14 protein-coding genes are annotated in these 14494 nt (G+C 75.1%); 4 read left to right on the top strand and 10 right to left on the bottom strand.

Features of this window, described 5'->3' with window-relative positions; translation table 11 throughout:
- Nucleotides 1–203: 203 nt before the first annotated feature.
- The 5 genes from ACFVU9_RS43945 to ACFVU9_RS43925 are packed head-to-tail and all read right to left on the bottom strand — an operon-like array spanning nt 204 to nt 6232.
- Complete coding sequence (locus ACFVU9_RS43945) at nt 204–830, bottom strand: nucleoside deaminase (protein ID WP_380448571.1); 627 nt, start codon at nt 828–830, stop codon at nt 204–206.
- Between the two features lie 33 nt (nt 831–863).
- Entirely contained in the window at nt 864–1973 is a 1110-nt protein-coding gene (locus ACFVU9_RS43940) for a MerR family transcriptional regulator (protein WP_380448573.1), read from the bottom strand.
- 34 nt (nt 1974–2007) lie between these two features.
- Entirely contained in the window at nt 2008–2892 is an 885-nt protein-coding gene (gene sigJ, locus ACFVU9_RS43935; protein ID WP_387603431.1) for an RNA polymerase sigma factor SigJ, read from the bottom strand.
- A 20-nt stretch (nt 2893–2912) separates the two neighbouring features.
- Nucleotides 2913–3098, bottom strand: a complete 186-nt coding sequence (locus tag ACFVU9_RS43930) for a hypothetical protein (RefSeq protein WP_380448577.1) — start codon at nt 3096–3098, stop codon at nt 2913–2915.
- On the bottom strand, nt 3095–6232 hold the full coding sequence (locus ACFVU9_RS43925; protein WP_387603428.1) for a DEAD/DEAH box helicase: 3138 nt from the start codon (nt 6230–6232) through the stop codon (nt 3095–3097). Before ACFVU9_RS43925 ends, ACFVU9_RS43930 begins: the two co-directional genes overlap by 4 nt.
- Nucleotides 6233–6406: 174 nt before the next feature.
- On the opposite strand from ACFVU9_RS43925, the gene ACFVU9_RS43920 reads away from it, so the two are divergent.
- Nucleotides 6407–7021, top strand: a complete 615-nt coding sequence (locus ACFVU9_RS43920; RefSeq protein ID WP_380448580.1) for a YceI family protein — start codon at nt 6407–6409, stop codon at nt 7019–7021.
- Nucleotides 7022–7145: 124 nt separating this feature from the next.
- On the opposite strand, the gene ACFVU9_RS43915 is transcribed toward ACFVU9_RS43920, so the two are convergent.
- Nucleotides 7146–8111 (bottom strand): LysR family transcriptional regulator, encoded by a 966-nt coding sequence (locus ACFVU9_RS43915; RefSeq protein WP_387603425.1) that lies wholly within the window; start codon nt 8109–8111, stop codon nt 7146–7148.
- A gap of 110 nt (nt 8112–8221) precedes the next feature.
- Between ACFVU9_RS43915 and ACFVU9_RS43910 the strand changes: the two genes are divergently transcribed.
- A complete protein-coding gene (locus tag ACFVU9_RS43910) occupies nt 8222–9517 on the top strand; it encodes an MFS transporter (RefSeq protein ID WP_387603422.1) in 1296 nt (431 codons plus the stop codon).
- A 170-nt stretch (nt 9518–9687) separates the two neighbouring features.
- Entirely contained in the window at nt 9688–10164 is a 477-nt protein-coding gene (locus tag ACFVU9_RS43905; RefSeq protein WP_387603419.1) for a macro domain-containing protein, read from the top strand.
- Here the strand turns inward: ACFVU9_RS43905 and ACFVU9_RS43900 are convergent.
- Entirely contained in the window at nt 10158–10721 is a 564-nt protein-coding gene (locus ACFVU9_RS43900; protein ID WP_380435752.1) for a GNAT family N-acetyltransferase, read from the bottom strand. The two genes, ACFVU9_RS43905 and ACFVU9_RS43900, sit on opposite strands and share 7 nt — an antisense overlap.
- A 182-nt stretch (nt 10722–10903) precedes the next feature.
- On the opposite strand from ACFVU9_RS43900, the gene ACFVU9_RS43895 reads away from it, so the two are divergent.
- Nucleotides 10904–11731 carry a TetR family transcriptional regulator gene (locus tag ACFVU9_RS43895; protein ID WP_387603416.1) on the top strand — a complete coding sequence of 276 codons (828 nt, stop codon included), beginning with the start codon at nt 10904–10906 and terminating at the stop codon, nt 11729–11731.
- A gap of 75 nt (nt 11732–11806) precedes the next feature.
- On the opposite strand, the gene ACFVU9_RS43890 is transcribed toward ACFVU9_RS43895, so the two are convergent.
- The 3 genes from ACFVU9_RS43890 to ACFVU9_RS43880 all read right to left on the bottom strand — a co-directional run.
- The gene (locus ACFVU9_RS43890; RefSeq protein ID WP_380496738.1) at nt 11807–13087 is read right to left on the bottom strand and encodes a GNAT family N-acetyltransferase; all 1281 of its coding nucleotides are present in this window, start codon (nt 13085–13087) and stop codon (nt 11807–11809) included.
- 100 nt (nt 13088–13187) lie between these two features.
- Nucleotides 13188–13697 carry a GNAT family N-acetyltransferase gene (locus tag ACFVU9_RS43885; protein WP_380435746.1) on the bottom strand — a complete coding sequence of 170 codons (510 nt, stop codon included), beginning with the start codon at nt 13695–13697 and terminating at the stop codon, nt 13188–13190.
- A gap of 110 nt (nt 13698–13807) precedes the next feature.
- Nucleotides 13808–14494 (bottom strand): C40 family peptidase (locus tag ACFVU9_RS43880; protein ID WP_387603412.1); only part of this gene is annotated, 687 nt, incomplete at its 5' end.

The following is a 14494-nucleotide window of genomic DNA, read 5'->3' as shown; positions in this document are numbered from 1 at the left end:
CGTTGGCAGTCTGAAAATCACCCGTCACGCCCCTCTCCGCGGCCACCCCCTCCGCCACCCCCTCCCGCAGCCCGACCCTCTCGCCTGTGGGGGGATGAGGGGAGGGAGGTGGTAGAGGGGGGTGCGTTGGTGCGGCGGGGAGGGTGTGGGGGTGAGGGGTGGGAGTGGGGGGGGTTGGGTGAGGTGGGGTGGGGGTGAGGTGCTCAGGGGGGTGTTGCTGCCTTGGGGATGGTGGGCCATGTCTCTGTGATGAGCGTCCGGAGGTCTGGGGTCCTGAGCTGGGCGAACGTGTTCGCCAGGGTGGCGGTCTCGGGGTGGGCCTTCTGGATGACGGGGTGGGTGGGGCCTGCCCTGCGGATGGTGTCGGCCAGGAAGAGTGCCGTGGCCACCACCGACGCCCAGTGGTCCTCGGTGGGGCCCAGGAGGGGGAGGCCGGTGGTGGGCCGGTGGCCGGTGGCTTCCGCCCAGGGGTCCTCGGCCAGGTAGCGGACCGTTCCGACTCCGGTGAAGCCCGCTGCGGCCGTGCACATCGCGCACGGGCGGTGGCTGCTCCACAGGGTGTGGGTGCCGAGGTTCCAGGTGGTTCTGGCGGCGGCCAGCGCGTTGAGTTCGGCGTGGGCCAGCGGGGTGCCCTGGAGATGGTCCGGGCCGCCCGGGGGGTCGTACGCGCGGTTGCGGCCCTCCGTGACGATCGTGCCGGTCTCGTCGGTGAGCACCGCGCCCACCGGCAGGCCGTCGTCGAGCCAGGCGCGGTGGGCGAGTTCGAGGCAGCGGCGGGCGGCGGGCGGGAGTGCTGCCCAGGCGGTGGCGAAGTCCGGTGGGGTTCCCATGGTGGTGAGGCTAGGCGGCTTCGCGTCGTCCGATCACTCGGTGGATCGCACGAGTTCGGGCACCCGGATCGGCATCAGCATGGAGAAGGTGCCGTCGCGGCCGGGGGTGCGGATCGCCAGCGGGGCGATGGGGCCGCCGAGTTCGAGGACCAGTTGGTCGGGGCGGCCCGCGTCCAGGGCCTCCAGGAGGAAGTTCCGGTTGACCGCCACCCGGAGTTCGCCGGGGGTGGGGTCGGCGTCGGCCGGGGGCACCGCGAGTCGGCCGTCCGGAGTGACGGCGAGGACGGTGACCGCGCAGTCCGCGCCGTCCGGGCCGGACGGCAGGGTGTGGGTGGCGCCGGACTCGACGGCTCCCCGCAGGTCGGCGGCGGGGATGTCGACGCGGTGGAGCGGGTCGAGCCGGGTGAGCGCCCGGTAGTCGGGGTAGTCGAGGTCCGGGGTGGCGCCCTCGATCCGGTGGGCGCCGGTCTCGATGCGTACGAAGCCGCCGCCGAGGGTGAGTTCGGCCTCCGTCGCGTCGGCGAGCAGGGCGCGCAGGGCGTCCGCCAGGGCGGTCGGGACGATCGTGCCGGCCCGTGGCTCGGGCGTGGTCGGCAGGGGCACCTCGGCGAGCGCCATCCGGTAGCGGTCGGTGGCCACCAGGCGCAGCGCGGCGCCGTCCACCTCGAACAGCACCCCGGCGAGGACCGGGAGTTCGGGGTCGGCGCAGACGGCGAAGCGGACCGCGTCCAGGGCGGCGGCGAGCGCGGGGGCCGGGACGGTGAGCCGGAGCTCGGCGGGGGCGGCGGTCATCGGGTTCTCCCTCTGGTCGATCAGCGTGCGGATCAGGGAGAGTTCGCGGCGGGCGTCGGCGAGGCCGTCCTCCAGGCGGCGCAGGTGCGCGTCGACGACGCGGTGGGCCGCGCCGGAGCCGGGGGCCGCGCCGAGCACGGCGCGGATCCCGGCCAGCGGCAGGCCGACGCGGCGCAGCCGGGCGAGCAGGCGGGCGTCTGCGAGCTGCCGGGGCCCGTACCAGCGGTAGCCGGTCTGCGGATCGACGTGGGCGGGGGCGAGCACGTCGGCGCCGTCGTAGTAGCGCAGGGTGCCGACGCCCAGACCGGTGGCGCGGGCCAGTTCGCCGATGCTGTGCAGGTCGCTCTCCATGCCGGTCACTGTGGTTCCTCGACCAGGTGGAGGGTCAAGGATTGAGCCGGGTGAGCTTGTGGGGGTTGCGGACGGTCCGCATGGCGGCGATGAGGGGTGCGCCGTCGGGGCCTTCGGCGAACTCGAAGACCGTGACGGAGTCGACGCGGTCGCCCACCGCGAGCAGCAGGCCGGGCTGGCCGTTGACGAGGGCCGGGCGGGCGGTGGCTTCGCCGAGCTGCGTGAGGACGCCGAGGACGAAGCGGGCCACGTTGTCGGCGCCGGTGACGGGGCGCAGTGCGGCGCGCACGACGCCGCCGCCGTCGGTCCACGAGGTGACGTCGGGGGCGAGCAGCTCCAGCATGCGGTTGAGGTCGCCGCCGACGCAGGCCGCGAGGAACTCGTCGGTGGCCCGGCGGCGCAGGTCCGCGGGGGCGTCGTAGCGGGGCCGGCCGGCCTGGACGTGGGCCCTGGCCCGGCTGCCGACCTGGCGGCAGGCCGTCTCGCCGCGGTCGAGGGCCTCGCCGATCTCCTTGTAGGAGAAGCCGAAGACCTCCTTGAGCACGAAGACGGCCCGTTCCAGCGGGGAGAGGCTCTCCAGCAGCACCATGACGGCGAGCGAGACGGTCTCGGCGCGTTCGACTCCCTCGGTCGCGTCCGGCTCGCCGACGAGGGGTTCGGGCAGCCACGGGCCGACGTAGGACTCGCGGCGGACGGCGGCCGAGTCGAGCCGGTTGAGGGCGAGGTTGGTGACCGTCCGGGCGAGGTAGCCGGCCGGGTTGGCGACCGGGCCGGTGACCTGGCTCCAGCGCAGCCAGGTGTCCTGGACCAGGTCCTCGGCGTCGGCGACGCCGCCGAGCATCCGGTAGGCGATGCCGAAGATCATCCGCCGGTGCGCTTCGAAGTCGGCGAGGCCGGGGTGTTCGAGGGTTTCGGTCACCTTCGCAGGGTAGCCGCCGGTCAGGCGCGGAACGCGTCGTAGGCCGGGGCGAGCACGGCGGCGAGGTCGCGTCCGCGCACGGTGATGCCGGACGGGCCCAGGCGGCGGAGGGACGGTTCGTCCGTGTCCCGGTCGTCCTCGGCTCTCAGGGTGAAGTCGCCGCGCCAGTAGGCGGCGACGTTCACGACGGGGTCGGGTTCGGTCATGCTTCCTCCTCGGCCACCGCGTCGTCGCGGGTGAGTTCGACCAGTTCGCGCAGCGCGTCGGCGGGCAGGTCGGTGAGCCAGTGCTCGCCCTCCCCGACCACGGTGTCGGCCAACGCGCGCTTGGCGGTGAGGAGTTCGTCGATGCGCTCCTCGACCGTGCCGACGCACACCAGCCGGCGCACCTGGACGTCCCGGCGCTGGCCGATCCGGAACGCGCGGTCGGTGGCCTGCTGCTCGACCGCCGGGTTCCACCAGCGGTCGAGGTGGATCACCTGGTTGGCGGCGGTCAGGTTGAGCCCGGTGCCGCCGGCCCGCAGGGAGAGGATGAACACCCGCGGCCCGTCCGGGGATTGGAAGCGTTCGATGAGCTCCTCGCGGCGGGCCCGGGAGAGTCCGCCGTGCAGGTAGAGCACCTCCTCGCCGAGCCGCCGGGCCAGGTACGGGCGGAGCATCGCGCCGAACTCGGCGTACTGGGTGAAGACCAGGGTGCGGTCGCCCTCGGCGAGGGCCTCTTCGAGGAGCTCGGCCAGTCGGGCCACCTTGCCCGAGCGCCCACCCAACGCCGAACCGTCGTGCAGCAGTTGGGCCGGGTGGTTGCACACCTGCTTGAGCTTGCCGATCGCGGCGAGCACCGTGCCGCGGCGCTCCACGCCCCGGATGCCCTCGACCCGGCGCAGCAGGTCGGCCACCACCGCCTGGTAGAGGCCGGCCTGCTCGGCGGTGAGGTTGCACCAGACGGTCATCTCCTGCTTGGCGGGCAGGTCGACCGCCACCGCCGGGTCGGTCTTGAGCCGGCGCAGGACGAACGGGCTGGTGCGGCGCCGGAGTTCGGCGGTGCGGTCGGGGCTGCGGTGCAGTTCGACGGGGATCGCGTAGCGCTCCTTGAAGCGCTCGGCCGGGCCGAGCAGCCCGGGGTTGGCGAAGTCCAGGACGGCGTGCAGCTCGGACAGCCGGTTCTCCACCGGGGTGCCGGTGAGGGCGATCCGGTGCACGGCGACCGGCAGGGCGCGGATCGCGCGGGCCTGGGCGGTGCCGGCGTTCTTGACGTGCTGGGCCTCGTCGGCCACGACCCGGCGCCAGCGGACCTTCCGCAGGGCGGCGAGGTCGCGCTGAACCAGTCCGTAGGTGGTGATGACGAGGTCCACTTCCCCGACGGCGGCGGCGAGTTCGTCCGGGCCGAGGCGGCCGGAGCCGTGGTGGACGTGGGTGCGCAGGCCGGGGGCGAAGCGCTCGGTCTCGCGCTGCCAGTTCCCGACGAGGGACATCGGGCAGACCAGCAGGGTGGGGGCCGTCGCGCCGTCCGCCTGCTCGGCGGCCAGCAGGGCGAGGGTCTGCACGGTCTTGCCGAGGCCCATGTCGTCGGCCAGGACGGCGCCCAGGCCGAGCCCGGCCATCGCCCGCAGCCAGGCCAACCCCCGCTCCTGGTACGGGCGGAGGGTCGCGCGGAAGTCCGGCGGGAGCGTGGGGGCCGGGGCGGTGGCGGTGCGCCCGGCGAGCAGGTCGCCCAATGGGCCGTCGGCCCGGACGGCGGTGACCGGCAGGCCGGCGACGGTGGCCTCGGGGTCGAGCGCCATCCGCAGCACCTGCGTCGTGGCGATGGCGGTGTCCCGCCGGTGGTCGAGGAAGGCGAGCGCGGCGGCGATCTGCGCCGGGTCGGCCTCCAGCCAGGTGCCCCGCACCCGGACCAACCCCTGCTTGGCGGCGGCCAGTTCGGCGAGCTCCCGCTCGCTGAGCGGATCGCCGTCCGGGCCGAGCGCCGCCTGCCACTGGAACGCGACGACGGCGTCCCGGTCCACCTGGCTCGTGACGGCGAGCGAGCCGGGCGCGGGCGGGGTGGTGACGCGCAGGGCGAGGCCGAGCCGGGGCTTGCGGCGCCACCAGGCCGGGAGCAGCACGCCGAACCCGCTCTCGGCGAGGGCGGGCGCCGCGGTGCGCAGAAAGTCCAGGGCCCCGGCGCGGTCGAGCGGGAGGGCGGACGGGCGGGAGCGGTGGCGCAGCCCGTCCAGCTCCGGCCAGCGGTGGGCGGCGCGGGCGAGTTCGGCGGCCAGGACGTCGGCCGGGTCGTCGGCCTTGCGGGCCAGCGCGGCGCGGGCGGCGCCGCCTTCGTGCAGGTCGGCGGCGCGGACCAGCAGGGACGGCTCGTCGACGGCCTGGAGCAGGAACTCCACTTGCCAGGCGTCGTCGGACGGACGGCCCTCGGGGTCGCCGTCGTCCGGGCCGAGTGGCTCCAGCAGGCGGAAGCAGAGCCGCAGGGCGGGGTCGGTGGGCTCGGCGGCGGCGCACCAGGCGGAGAGCCGGCGGTGCAGGTCGGCCAGGTCCCCCGGGTCGGCGGCGAAGGAGGCGTCCGGGGCGGCGAGGGCCGTCAGCCACTGCTCGGCCGCGCCGGTCGGGGCGTCGCCGCCGCGCAGGAGCGGGGGCGCGGCGGCGAGGGCGGACCTCGCCTCGGCGTCCACGAGGGCGCTCAGCGCGGCGTCGACCAGCGCTTCGCCCGTGACACCGGCGGGCGGCCACTCCCCCAGGGCCACCGGCGGGCAGCCGGCGGCGAGGGCGGCAGCCTCCCGGCGGCCGTCGGCGGTGAGGTCCGGACGCCAGCGGGCCTGCGGGGCGCCGTCCACCAGGAGCTGCGGCAGCACCCGGCCGCCGCCGACCGTCCGCCAGGCGAGGTCGTGCACGCCGGTGAGCCAGCGCAGCGACGGCCCGTAGACGACGTCGACGCGCCCGACGCCGGGCAGTTCGGTGCCGGTCACCGCCCAGTGCGGGTCGAAGACCTCGCCCAGCAGCTGGGCCGCCGCCCCGGCGTCGAACAGCAGCGCGGGCACCCGCCACGGCGCGAGCACCGCCGCGCCGCGCACGGGGGTGGCCGGCAGGTCGGGGGACGGCGCGGGCAGGGAGCCGGCGGTCGGCAGCAGCAGGGTGGCCCAGCGCTCGGACGCCTGGCCGGCCAGCCAGCCGAGGCCCGGGCCGATCCCGCCGAGCACGGCGGCCACCTCGGCGGCCGGACTGGCGTAGGGGTGGGCGCGCGGGGCCGTCCGCGCGGGCGCCTCCACGGCCGCGGCCGCGGGGTGGCGGCGGGCGTCCTCGGCCCAGAGCGCCAGCCTGCCGTCCGCGCGCCAGAGCGCGTGCAGGGCGAACATGGGCGGGCCTCTCGGGGGTGGCGGAGCTGCTCGTGGATTGACCGGGGTCGCCCTGGAAGCGTAATCGCGACCACCGACACGGCGAAGTGGTTGAAGTTTGAACGAGGCGGGTCTATGGTGGTTCCAGGAAGAAGTTGAAGCCTAAACAAATGGCTTCGAACCCGAGGAGGAGCCATGGGCCTGTTCAACCGCACCAAGACCGCCGCCACGACCGCCACCGCCGTCGCCGAGGCCCCGACCGGGCCGGACCTCGCCCACCTGACCGGCGACTGGACGGTCGACACCACGCACAGCGAGGTCGGCTTCTCGGTGCGCCACGCGATGGTGACCAACGTCAAGGGCCGCTTCACCGACTACGACGGCAAGCTGCACCTCGACGGCGCCACCCCCGGCAACTCCAGCGCCGAGCTGGTGATCAAGGTCGCCAGCATCGACACCAACCAGGCCCAGCGCGACGAGCACCTGCGCACCGGCGACTTCTTCGCCGTCGACACCCACCCGGAGATCCGCTTCCGCAGCACCTCCGCCGAGCGCCTGCGCGGCGACTCCTACCGGATGACCGGCGACCTCACGATCAAGGGCACCACCCGCCCGATCGTCCTCGACCTCGACTACACCGGCAGCGCCACCGACGCCTACGGCGCCGAGCGGGTCGGCTTCGAGGGCACCGCCGTCGTCGACCGCACCGAGTTCGGCCTGACCTACAACGCGGCGCTGGAGACCGGCGGCGTGCTGATCGGCGAGAAGGTCAAGCTCAGCTTCGACATCTCCGCCGTGAAGGCCGCCTGACCCGGACGCCGGCCACGGCCGCGCGACCGGAACCGCACCGCCCCTGCCGCCCCCCGAACGGCAGGGGCGGTGCGTCGTTCCCGCGCACAACGGCCGTGGGGCGCCGGGTCGACCGCACCGGGCCTCAGCCGGGGAGCAGCGCCGCGTCCGGCGACGGCAGCCAGCTGCCCGGCGGGCGGCGCAGCCAGCCCTCGGCCGCGCCGAGCGCGGAGGCCGCACCGGCCAGCGCCGTCAGGCCGGCGTGCCGCAGGCCCGGCCGGTGTACCAGGCTGACCAGGCAGAGCGGCACCGGCTCGACCAGCGGCACGTTCACCGCGCCCGGGATGCGCGGACCGCCGACCGTGGTCAGCATCGCGTCGCCGTGCCGCGCCAGGTAGCGGGCGGTCTCGTCCACGCCCACCGGTGGCACGTACGGGGCGGCCGCCGTCAGGCCGTGCTCGCGCAGCAGGCGGGCGCCGAGGTCGGTCCACTCGGTGGTGGCCGGGTTGCCGGCGCAGATGTCCACGGGGTGCCCGGCCAGGTCGGCCGGGCGCAGCACCGGACGGCCGGCCAGCGGGTGGGTGTCCGCCATCATCACCGAGACGTGCTCCAACCGGACCGGGATCTGGGCGAGTTGACCGCGCAGCGCGGCGGGGAGCCCGGCGAAGCGGCCGAAGGACACGTCCAGCCGGTGGGCGAGCAGCTCGCCGGCGGCCGCCGCGAGGCCGCCGTGGAAGCGGGCCAGCAGCTCGCCCTCCGGGCGGGCGGCGCGGGCCCGGGCGAGCACCCGGTCGGCGGTCAGGTCGGGGCCGGTGACGTCGCTGTTGAGGTCGAGCAGCAGCGGCCGTTCGCCGGCGCCCGCGACGATCTCGTCGTGCAGGGCGAGGAGTTGGCGGGCCTGTGGCAGCAACCTCCGCCCGGCCGGGGTGAGTTCGACGCTGCGCGTGGTGCGGGTGAACAGCGCGTCGCCGAGCAGCCGCTCCAGGGTGCGGACGTCCCGGCTGAGCGCCTGCTGCGCCACGTGCAGCAGGCCGGCGGCCCGGCCGAAGTGGAGCGTCTCGGCGGTCGCGACGAAGCCTCGCAGCAGGCGGGGGTGCAGATCGACGGGCATGGCGGCAGATTAACAACACCGTGTTGTGAGTGCGACGGAACAGGTGTTGGACCGCGGACGGGACGCCGGGCGAGGCTGGGGGCAATCCCCCACGACTCCCCAGGAGCCCCATGGCCTCGCGCGCCCTTTTCGCGTCCACCCCCGGCCCGTCCCTCCTCGCCTCGTACCGGCGCCTGTTCGCCGCCCCCGGCGCCGCCGCGTTCACGCTGGCCGGGCTGCTCGGCCGGCTCGCGCTCTCGATGACCGGCGTCTCGCTCGTGGTGCTGATCGCCGAGCGGCGGGGCTCCTACGGCCTGGCCGGCACCGTCGCGGCGGCCGGGCTCGCCACCGGCGCGATCGGGATGCCGCTGATCGGCCGGCTGGTCGACCGCCACGGGCAGGCGCGGGTGGCCGTCCCGGCGGCGCTGTACAACGCCGTGCCGCTGCTCGGCCTGGTGCTCTGCGTCCGCCTCGGCGCGCCCGACTGGACCCTCTACGCGTGCTGGGCGGCCTGCGCCGCCGCACCCAACCTCGGCGGCATGGCCCGTGCCCGCTGGGCGCACCTGCACCGGAACGACCCCGCCGCCCGGCACGTGGCCAACTCCCTCGAACAGGCGCTGGACGAGCTCTGCTTCATGGCCGGGCCGGTCCTCGGCATGCTGCTCTGCACGACCGTCGCGCCCGAGGCGGGGCTGCTCACCGCCGGGACGCTCGGCACCGCCGGCACCCTGCTGTTCGCCGCCCAGCGGCGCACCGAGCCGCCCCTGGCGGCCGGGAGCCCGGCCGCACCCCGTCACGGCTCCCCGCTGCGCACGCCCGGACTGCGCGTCCTCGTGCTGACCTTCCTCGCCACCGGTGCGGTGTTCGGCTCGACGGAGATCACCACGGTCGCGTACGCCGACGCGCTCGGCCACAAGCCGGTCGCGGGCGGGCTGCTGGCCCTCGTGGCGGCCGGATCCTGCGTGGCCGGGCTGCTCTTCGGGCTGCTGGCGCCGCGCTCGGCACCGGGCGTGCGCTTCCTGCGCGGGATCGCCACGATGGCGGCGCTGCTGCTCCTGCCGCTCGCCGCCGGGCTGGGCGGAGCCGGGTTCGGCCTGCTCGGGCTCGCACTGTTCGCGGCCGGCACCGGCACCGCGCCGACCATGGTGACGGGCATGACTCTCGTCCAGGAGCTGCTCCCGCAGCGGCAGTTGAACGAGGGCATGGCGGTGGCGGTGTCCGGCATCGTGATCGGCATCTCGGCGGGCGCGGCGATCGCCGGGACGGTCGCCGAGCACGCCCCGCCCGGCACGGGCTACGCGCTGCCAGCCGCTGCGGCCGGGCTCGCCCTGCTGATCGCCCTCGCCGGGCGGCGCCACCTGGCGCGGCCCGGCGGCCGGGCCGGGGCAGCGGAGAATTCCGAACGGACTGTCAGTGCGGCGGGCTAGGGCGTGTCTTTCGGCTCAGGTCAGAGGGCCGCGGCGTCTGGGTGCGTGCATCGCAAGGCGGAGGAGGGAGTCCATGCGGAGCATCGGCGACCGACGACAACGCGGCGAGGCGCGTGCCCTGGCGTCGCGGCACCTGGCCTGAGCCGAAAGACACGCCCTAGCGTTCGGACATGTCGACCATCACGTACGTCCGCGGCGACGCCACGGCGCCCCAGGCCAAGGGCGTCAAGGTGATCGCACACGTCTGCAACGACCTCGGCGGCTGGGGGAAGGGGTTCGTCCTCGCCCTGTCCAAACGCTGGCCGGAGCCCGAGGCCGCGTTCCGGCGCTGGCACCGGGAGCGCGCGAAGAACGACTTCGGGCTGGGCGCGCTCCAGTTGGTGCAGGTCGAGCCGTACGTCTGGGTGGCCAACATGGTCGGCCAGCGCGGCATCCGGACCGGGCGCTCCACCGGGGTGCCGGTGCGGTACAAGGCCATCGACACCGCGCTGGCCGCCCTGGGCGAGCGGGCGGCCGGACTGGGCGCCTCCGTCCACATGCCGAGGATCGGCTGCGGGCTGGCGGGCGGGCGCTGGGAGCGGGTCGAGCCGCTGGTGCGGGCCCGGCTCGTGGAGCGGGGGGTGCCGGTGACGGTGTACGACTACTGAGCGGCCTCGGAGCCGTCCACGCGGTGCGCTTCGACCGGCCAGGTGTACTCGTACTCGGGCAGCACGTGGCCGCCCGGGAACACGCCCTCCTGCTCGGCCGTCCGCCGGCCGCCCTCGCGCTCGTAGAAGGCGACCGCGCGGGTGTTGTCCCGCAGCACCTCCAGGTACAGCGCGGCCCCCGGGTGCCGTGCGGCGACGTGTGCGCGTGCCTCGGCCAGCAGGGCGCGGCCGATGCCGCCGCCGGTACTGCCGGGCCGGACGTGCAGGTTGTCCAGGAGCACCCGGCCGTCGGGCTGCGGCACGAGGTAGGCGAACCCGACGACCTCACCGGCCCGTTCGGCGATCAGCAGCTCGGGCGTGTTGTCCGGGCCGCCGTAGTCGACGGTCAGCCGCAGTTCCCACAGCTCGCGGCGCTGGGCGGCCAGCCCGTCCCCGAGCGCCTCGGCGGGGACGATCCCCCGGTACGCCGTGCGCCAGCTGAGCGCGTGGAGGTCCGCGACGGCGCCGGCGTCGTCCGCCCCACCGCGCCGGATGGTGGTCTGCTCGGAACCGATCATGTGACGAGCCTCCCACACCCGCAGAGTTGAACATGTTCAATCCAGCCCGCTACAGTTCGAGCATGCTTTTGAACGCGTTCGAAATGAGCGGGGGCGGAGCGGCGGCACCGGATGCGGAGGGGGCATCCGGTGCCGCGTGCACCGACACCGGCTGGAACCTGGTCTCCGGCTAGGCTCGTGGCGTGGCAGACCTGGAAGCGAGCAACGAACCGGACGGGACGACCGGAGCAGGAGTCCCCGACGGCACGGAGGAGACGGCGGCGGCCCCCGCGGCGGCCGCCGCACCAACCGCCGAGTCGCGGGGCAGCCGCGCCCAGCCGAAGACGGACAAGAGCGAGGCCACCAGGGCGCTGATCCTGGAGACCGCGATGCGCCTCTTCCAGGAGCGCGGCTACGAGAAGACCACCATGCGGGCCATCGCCACCGAGGCGGGAGTCTCGGTCGGAAACGCTTATTACTACTTCGCGGCCAAGGAATTCCTGATTCAAGGGTTCTACGACCGGATGACCTACGACCATGCGGCCGACGCCCGGAACCGCATGGCCCATACGCGCGACTTCGCCGAGCGCCTGGAGATCGCGCTGGTCTCCTGGCTCGACACGGCCGCGCCGTACCACGAGTTCGCCGCGCAGTTCTTCCGGACGGCCGCCGACCCGACCAGTTCGTTGAGCCCGTTCTCCAACGAGTCGCACCCGGCCCGGGCGACCGCCGTCGCACTGTTCCGCGACGTGCTGCAGGGCTCGGACCTGGCGCCCAAGCTGGACGCCGAGCTGGTCGAGCTGCTGCCCGACGTGCTCTGGCTGCACCTCATGGTCGTGGTCCTCTACTGGGTCTTCGACCGGACCGAGGACACCGAGCGGACCCGGGAGTTCGTCCGCCGCTCCACCCCCATGGCGGCCCGGGTGATCAACCTCTCGCGCTACCGGGTGTTCCGTCCGATCGTCCGCGATGCCAAGGGCCTCATCCAGGACTTCATCCTGCCCACCATCGGGAAGACCGCCATCAAGTAGGGCGCCGCACACGGCGCCTGGGAATGCCGGGACCCGGCCCACTCGCAGGTGGGCCGGGCCCCGGATCGCCCGGGCTCAGAAGCTGTCCGGGTTCCAGGCCAGCAGCGGGGTGCGCAGCAGCAGGTCGGCCGCGGCGGCCGCGCCCGGGCGCAGCTCGGTGACGAGACCGGCCGCGGCCAGCCGCGGGAGCGTCTCGCCGCCCAGGTAGAGCGCGCCCAACTCGGAGGCGCCGAGGGCGAGATCGGCCGCGTCGTCGGTCGGCGTGCAGCGTCCGGTGCCGTCGGCGGCGACCTCGATCGCCCAGCGGCCGGCCGCGAAGCCGAGCCGGTCCTCGACCTCCAGCACCACGCGCCCGGGTGCGCCGTACGTGCGGGCGTTGAAGGCCGCCTCGACGTCGAGCACCCGCAGCCAGGTGAAGTCGGCGTTCTCCACGTACGGGGTGGCGGCGCGCGGGTCCTGGAGGAGCAGCGGCAGCGGGTCGTCCGGGCCGATGTTCTCGACGACGACCTTGCGCACCCAGTCGACGGCGAGCACGAACCGCCACAGCTCGGCCGCCGTCGCCCGGTCGAGGGCGAGGAAGTCGACCACGGTGAGCGTGCAGTTCGGGTAGCTGCCGTCCCAGGTGTCGTCGACCCGGTAGGCCACCGCACCGGTGACGGTGCCGTCGGGCGCCCGGTGGACGGCGACGAACGGCTCCTTGAACTCGAAGCCCGGCACCTTGATCTCGCCGGTGTTGCGCTTCCACCACAGCTCGTCGCGGGCGAGCGCGCCGGGCTGGGTGAGCCGCCAGCGGTCGTGGAGCTCGGGCCCGGTCTTGCGGATCTCCTCCATGGTGGCGAAGTCGATCCGCCCGCCCGGGACGGTGGGCAGGCCCTCGCGCAGGCCGCGGGTGCGGTTGAGGTCGACGTTCCAGCCGTGGCCCCGGGTGGCCGGGCCGAAGCCGTAGCGGCCGTAGATGTTGTACTCGGCGGCGATCAGCACGGCGACCGCGCAACCGCGCCCGCGCGCGGCGGTCAAGTCCCGCCGCATCATGGCGCTGAGCAGGCCGCGCCGGCGGTGGGTGGCACTGACCGTGACGGCGGTGACGGCGTCGGCCGGGACGGTCGCGCCGCCCGGGACCGTCAGCTCGACGTCGAAGCTGCGGAAGGTGGCGACGCAGCGGCCCTCGTCGAAGCCGCCGAGCACCCGCCCCGGCTGCCACTGCAGGCGGCGGAAGTCGGCGGCGCTCTCCACGTGCGAGCGCAGGAACCCGAGGGCGAGCGCGCGGTCCCACGCGGCGACCTCGTCCTCGGAAATCGCGCGGATCTCAATCCCGTTGACCGTCTCGACGGCCCCTTCGTCGGTCGTGTTGCCCATGGGGCCACGGTACGACCGGGCCCGGATGGACGGCATCTCATTTATTCGTGCCCGATCCGTACACGACCCGCCGTGCTCACCGCCGTGCTCACCGACGTGCTCACCGGGTGTGCTCCCCCGGCCGCACCGCCCAGTGCCGGCAGTGCAGCACGCGGTCCGCGAAGTCGACGTCGCGCTCGCCGAGCAGCCGGAACCCGAGCGCCCGGCAGATGCCGTTGGACGGCCCGTTGGTCACGGCCGGGAACGCGTGCACCTCGCCCCAGCGGCCGTCCCGCGCCGCCGCGTCCAGCAGCTCCCGGACGGCCGCCTTGGCGAGCCCGCGGCCCTGGAACTCGGGCAGCACCATCCAGCCGACCTCGGAGAGGGCGGCGCCGTCCTCCTCGTGCGACCAGAGCGCGATCCCGCCGGCCATGACCTCCCCGGCGCCGTCCGGCACGACGATCGCCTTGATCCACGACCGGTCCTCGGCGACCAACCGCACGTCCTTGCGCAGGCGCTCGGCCACCGCCTCCTCCGGCAGCGGCCCGCCCAGCTCGGCCATCATCACGGGGTCGCACCGCATCCGCACGTACGTCCCGGCATCGCCCTCTTCGACATCCCGCAGCCGCACCAACGCCTCCTCGCCGACGATCGGAACGCCACGCTAGCGGCGGCCACCGACAAGACCGCCGGAACCGGCCGGGCGGCGGCTCCGTCCTGGGCCTGCCGCTCCCTGAGCCCCTACGGGCGGGCGTAGAAGTCGGGGGTGCCCATGATCCAGAGGCTGGCCTGCTTGACCGGCATGCCGACGCGCGGGGCCTCGATCATCTGGTCGTCCCCGATGTAGAGCCCGACGTGGTGGATGTCGGCGGCCCGGCCGGTGTCGGTCCAGAAGACGAGGTCGCCGGGTCGCAGGTCGCGGTAGCGGACGGGGGTGCTCTGGGCGTACTGGTCGGCGGCGAAGTGGTTGAGCTCCCGGCCGCCCTCGCGCCAGGCCATCATCGTCAGCCCCGAGCAGTCGTAGCCGGCCGGGCCCTCGCCGCCCCAGATGTACGGCAGGCCGATCTTGGAGCGGGCGAAGGCGACGGCGGCCGCCGCGCCCTCGGCGGACCACGGCCGGGCGGGCGGTGCCGCCGGGGTCGCCTGGGCCGCAGCCGCAGCGGCCGCCGCCTCCGCCGCGGCCTGTTCGGCCGCCGCCTTCTCGGCCGCGGCCCGGGCGGCGGCCTCGGCCTCGCGGGCGGCGATCGCCTCCAGGGCCTCGTGCCGCTGCCGCTCCAGTTCGACGGTGGTGTGCCGGGCGGCGGCGAGGTCGGCGAGCAGCTGCTCGCGGCGGCGGCCGATCGCGAGGACCTCACCCTGCTGCGCCGCCAGCCGTTCCTCCGCCCGGCCGCGCGCGGCGCCGACCTCGGCGGCGGCGCGCCCGGCGGC

Source organism: Kitasatospora sp. NPDC057936 (genome assembly GCF_042887525.1).
Taxonomy (GTDB): domain Bacteria; phylum Actinomycetota; class Actinomycetes; order Streptomycetales; family Streptomycetaceae; genus Kitasatospora.
This window is presented reverse-complemented; position numbering and strand designations above follow the sequence as displayed.